General features: G+C 39.1%; 5 protein-coding genes and 1 pseudogene. 1 reads left to right on the forward strand and 5 read right to left on the reverse strand.

Annotation, left to right across the window (positions count from 1 at the left end; translation table 11 throughout):
- The 3 genes from ccsA to HP439_RS17625 all read right to left on the reverse strand — a co-directional run.
- The coding region (gene ccsA, locus HP439_RS17615; protein ID WP_172391645.1) for a cytochrome c biogenesis protein CcsA at positions 1–1,392 on the reverse strand (1,392 nt) is incomplete at its 3' end.
- Between the two features lie 63 nt (positions 1,393–1,455).
- Positions 1,456–1,863, reverse strand: a complete 408-nt coding sequence (locus HP439_RS17620; RefSeq protein WP_172391646.1) for a cytochrome c maturation protein CcmE domain-containing protein — start codon at positions 1,861–1,863, stop codon at positions 1,456–1,458.
- A gap of 181 nt (positions 1,864–2,044) precedes the next feature.
- Positions 2,045–3,289: a dicarboxylate/amino acid:cation symporter gene (locus tag HP439_RS17625; RefSeq protein WP_172391647.1), complete on the reverse strand. Its 1,245-nt coding sequence runs from the start codon at positions 3,287–3,289 to the stop codon at positions 2,045–2,047.
- Between the two features lie 57 nt (positions 3,290–3,346).
- Between HP439_RS17625 and mnmC2 the strand changes: the two genes are divergently transcribed.
- A complete protein-coding gene (mnmC2, locus tag HP439_RS17630) occupies positions 3,347–4,012 on the forward strand; it encodes a tRNA (5-methylaminomethyl-2-thiouridine)(34)-methyltransferase MnmC2 (protein ID WP_172391648.1) in 666 nt (221 codons plus the stop codon).
- A 171-nt stretch (positions 4,013–4,183) separates the two neighbouring features.
- On the opposite strand, the gene HP439_RS17635 is transcribed toward mnmC2, so the two are convergent.
- Both HP439_RS17635 and HP439_RS19475 read right to left on the reverse strand, forming a co-directional pair.
- Positions 4,184–4,684 carry an FKBP-type peptidyl-prolyl cis-trans isomerase gene (locus tag HP439_RS17635; RefSeq protein ID WP_172391649.1) on the reverse strand — a complete coding sequence of 167 codons (501 nt, stop codon included), beginning with the start codon at positions 4,682–4,684 and terminating at the stop codon, positions 4,184–4,186.
- 21 nt (positions 4,685–4,705) lie between these two features.
- A pseudogene (locus tag HP439_RS19475) lies at positions 4,706–4,939 on the reverse strand (thioredoxin domain-containing protein); the annotation flags it as partial.

Here is a 4,939-nt window from a genome sequence, read left to right on the forward strand (position 1 = left end):
TGCTATTATTAATGAACCAATGGTCGCTGCCCAAAATTTGCGTGAGTCTGTTCTTTTGTATTTTAAGAATTGTGTGAATGCTGTTAATAGCATAACAACGACCGCAAACGCACCCTGCCATTTATTATAATGTGGGATGGGATCGATTGGCGGTGCTACCTTCGTACCAAACAATGCATTAAAGACGGGGATTGACGTTGTAGCAATCATCTGAATACATGCAACGGTAAGCACGAGACCTCCGATGAACATCCAAAACTCGCGTGAATAGATATCTTCTTCCTTTTTCGAAGAGGGAAGCTGCTTGTTCCGCCAAACCAGTAAAGCAACCATAATTACCAGAAAAGCAATATTAAAGATGATAAGCTGTCCTGACATCCCTAAGCTCGTAAACGAGTGGACAGAGGTTTCTCCTAGGATACCACTACGGGTTAAGTATGATGCATAAATTACCAACACAAAGCTGATTAGGGCAAGGAAAGTTGCGGTAAAATAACCGTGACCTGAATTACGATACGCAATCATCACATGGACTGCTGCAATAAGAGTAAACCAAGGAATGATAGAAACGTTTTCCACTGGATCCCACGCCCAGAATCCGCCGAAGTTCAGTGCTTCGTAAGCCCAAAATGATCCCATAATAATACCTGCGCCAAGGATCATTACAGCAAACAGTGCCCAAGGTAATCCGGGTGTCAACCATTCTTTAAACCGCCCCGTCCATAGACCGGCTGCGGCATACGCAAAAGGGACAATCATCGACGCAAAACCTAGGAAAAGTGTCGGCGGGTGAATCACCATCCAGTAGTTTTGAAGAAGAGGGTTAAGTCCATTGCCATCTCTAATCATCGACAGGTAATTGGCGTTTTTTAGAAAAGGATAGTCTAAAGCGTCACGAAATAATATAAAAGGCGAGCTTCCGAGACGGGAGCCAAAAATTTCTACACCGACAAGCATCGAGCCTAGAAACACCTGACAGAGCATAACGAACGTCATTACCGGAGCTTCCCAGCTTTTTGCTCTAAACAGGAGGATAGCACCTAACACAACTTGCCAAAAGGTCCACAACCAGAAACTACCTTCCTGACCCTCCCAAAATGACGAAATGATATAGTGTGTAGGCAGCGATCGAGAGGAATGCGCATAGACATAATGATATTCGAATAGGTGGTTATATATGATATAAAATAGGACAGCACCAATCGACACGACAGAAATAGCGTTTATCCAAAAGCCAATACGTCCCAATTTCTTCCATGATTTAACCTCTGGTTCCTTTGTCGCAAAGAAATAACTGACTAACGAAAAAATTGCAGCACCGAAAGCGAGAACGACAAAAAACTGTCCTATTTTTCCGGGTAAAAGTTGTTCACCAACGTAATTTACGTCCATTATTTGAATTGATATTAATAGTTTGAAGATCGGAAATAAATATAGTAATGATTCATTCCCAAATTAGAGGGCCACTGACGCCGTCGATTCTGTTATTTCTATCTGATCTTGATTGTATTTAGAAGGGCATTTCATCAGAATTTTACTTGCATGAAATACTTTTCCTTCCATTTTTCCAGTTAACACGATCTGCTCGGAACGTTCGATGTCTTGTGGTTTTGAGCCACGAAACACAACCTGGCATTCCGTACTGTCGTTATCGTACATATAGAATGAAAAATGGTTGGCATCCGTAACAGGATCGTAATGTAGAGCTTTCTCTTTATTTAGCACGCCTACGACATACAACTCGGTGTTTTTTTCTTTGGCTTCTGTAAATGTAGAATATGTACTCGAATCAGTGTAAATAACTAAGATCATCGCAATGGCAATTGCAATAATAGCAATTAAGATAATTGAGCTTTTCTTCATAGTTTATTAAACATAAATAATATACAAAACTACGAAATGCTTTTGCAAGCTAGTAATTTATCAAATTTTAGGCTTTATTTAGAATAATTCTATTTTATAAAAATTTTTATCATTAACGATCTGATAATTATTGTTATAGATATCCTTCGTTTGTGATTAGCAATTACGTTTAACACTAATATTACACTTCTTGAGCAATGTCCTCGCTGGGCTCGTCGAATTTCTCTTTCGAGAATCGTGTAACAAGCATTGCTGCGACAGTGTCTCCCGTAGCATTTAAAATCGTTGCTAAAGGATCTACGAGTGTCCCGATAATCATGACCGCAGGAATTGCTTCCGCAGGGAGTCCGTACACTGAAATCATTAGCATTTCACCTATATAGCCTCCATTTGGGATACCTCCCGCGACAATCGTTACCAATACAGTAATTCCAAGGGCGGTAATAAGGGTGTCCCAAGCGAAGAAATTCCATCCTAACAAGGAGAATGCTACGTAAATCTTAAGGATAGAGGATATCGCGGATCCATTTTTATAAAGAGTATTTCCTAGCGGAATTACGACGTTTGCGACGGGTCCAGGAATTCCGATTTTCTTTGCCGCTGCTAAATTCGGAGGCATAGTCGCTAGACTACTACAAGTGCTTAATGCGGTTAAGGAAGGGATGATATTGTTTTTCCAATACAATTTGGGTCCTTGTCTTCCTTTAGCAACATAAGCGTATAAGGTGTAGAATAAAAAGAAGAATATTGTCCCAAAGATATAATACAATGCCATTGGCTTGGCATAAAAACCAAAGAGCTGAGGGCCCAAAGTTTTAACCTGAAATGCGAAATAAGCACCTAATCCAACCGGCGCAATAGTCATGATGATGATAAGTAATTGTTTCATTACTTCGTTACCTGAGCGAACGAAAGCGACAAATGCTGCGGCACTATCTCCTGCTTTGCGCGAGGCTATCCCTACCAAGAAGGAAAATATAACAAACGCTAAAATATTCTGTCTATTTAATAGAAGGCTAAACTCGCTCACAGTAAGGAAATTAACCATTTTATCTCCCCAGTTGCTCGTATCGTTCTCTAAAGGGTTATCCACAATCGACGTTGGATCTATATTTGAATTTACAGGGAAGAAATATAATGCCAAAATCGTCATAGCAGCTGCTATAATGAGGGTTGTCAGAAATACCGTTGCCATGATTCCGATTATTTTCCCCAATTTGTTCTCGCTCTCTATATTTGCAACCGAGGAAGATATAGCAAAAAATAACAAGGGGATGATCGACACAAAAAGTAAATTGAGGAAGATATCTCCTAGTGGTTTGATGTATGTAACCAAGTCTGGAAACCAAAGCCCAATAATACTCCCCAGGATAATGCCTAGTAGCAAGAGTAGTATACTTCCGTAGTTTTCAAGGATAGTGCGCATATTGGAAAGCTAAAATAATAGTTTTTTATGGTAGTTTTGTGAGAAAATATCGGCTGTATGGAATTTGTTGTAACAGGAGACGGCTCTAAAACGTTATATAACTCAGAAATCGGGGAGCATTATCACTCAAAACATGGTGCATTGCAAGAAAGTGAGCATGTTTTTTTGAAATCGGGGCTTCAATTTTTATTAGATAAAGAGAATGTAAATAGCGTAAAAATTTTAGAGATCGGATTTGGAACAGGATTGAATTTTCTCGTTACTGCAAATTATACTGGTAAACGACTTATAATGTTAGATTATTGTGGGATTGAAGCCTATCCTTTAACCACTGCTGTCATTAGTCAAACAGGGTATGAAAAATTTATTGATCCAGAGCTTTGGAGAACATTTATAAACAAATACCAAGATATCTTAAAACAGCCGTTCCAGATTACACCCAGGATCAATCTAAAAGTCGTACACAGCAAAGTGATGGACTTTGATTTTGACAAGAAATTTGATGTAGTATACTTTGACGCATTTGCCGCTATTCATCAGCCAGAAATGTGGTCAGAAGAAACGCTTGCCCACGTCTGTTCTTTTTTACGTCCGGGTGGTGTTTTTGTTACCTATGCAATTACGGGGAATCTCAAGCGATCAATGAGAAATCTCGGATTTTCCATAGAAAAGGTCCCAGGTGCTCCTGGGAAAAGGGAGATGCTTCGAGCTATAAAATTGTGACAATCATGGTTATAATTGACGAAATTAGAAATCGAGATATAAAAAAACAGTAGTAAGATTCCCCTTACTACTGCTTGATAATTACGTTTGTTTATCTAAATTACTGTGTTTGGTATTTCCTGGTCAGAAATATCCTCCCTCGCATTTTAAATAAAACGGAATAATATAAGATTAGTGACCTGAATTGCCATCAACTCCATGGGCGTGGCCATGAGCAAGTTCTTCTTCTGTTGCAGGACGTACATTTAAAACCTCTACATCAAAATTTAATGTTTTACCAGCCATAGGATGGTTAAGGTCAGCTACAACAGCTTCAGGAGTTACTTCAACGACAACAGCTTGAAATTGATTTCCTTGGTTATCTTGAAGAGGTAATACTTCTCCTACAGGAGGAAGGCCAGTTTCTTTAAACATATCTGCGGGTAACTGGGCCACTGCACGCTCGTCTTTCTCACCGTAAGCATCTTCTGGGGTAAGGGTAAATGATGTCTTATCACCTTGGTTTAATGAAGAAATGTTTTCTTCAAATTTAGGTAACATCATACCTACACCATATAGAAATGTTAATGGATTCTCCGCTGTAGTTTCTTCTACAAATGTTTTCTCTCCGTTTTCTTCAATCATGTGAAGCGTGTAATTTAACGCAACTACGTTGTTGGTTTCTATCGCCATTTTAATTTATTTATTTGGGACTTAATCCCTGTTATCATTCAATAATTGCAGAATACCCGATACTGATTTTTGGGGTAAGCTACAAGTTTTGTTTCGACAAAGGTATGCTTTTGATTCCAAACCTCCTTTATCCTTTAACAATGGTAAGTTACTTTTTGTTCCCCCTAATACTGTTTTATTTGGGATATAGTGTTTGTCCAGTTCTTTCCGCCAGCTTAAATTGTCCTTTCCGACCAATGCGATCTGGTTGTTGCC

The organism is Sphingobacterium shayense (genome assembly GCF_013179575.1).
Classification (GTDB): domain Bacteria; phylum Bacteroidota; class Bacteroidia; order Sphingobacteriales; family Sphingobacteriaceae; genus Sphingobacterium; species Sphingobacterium shayense.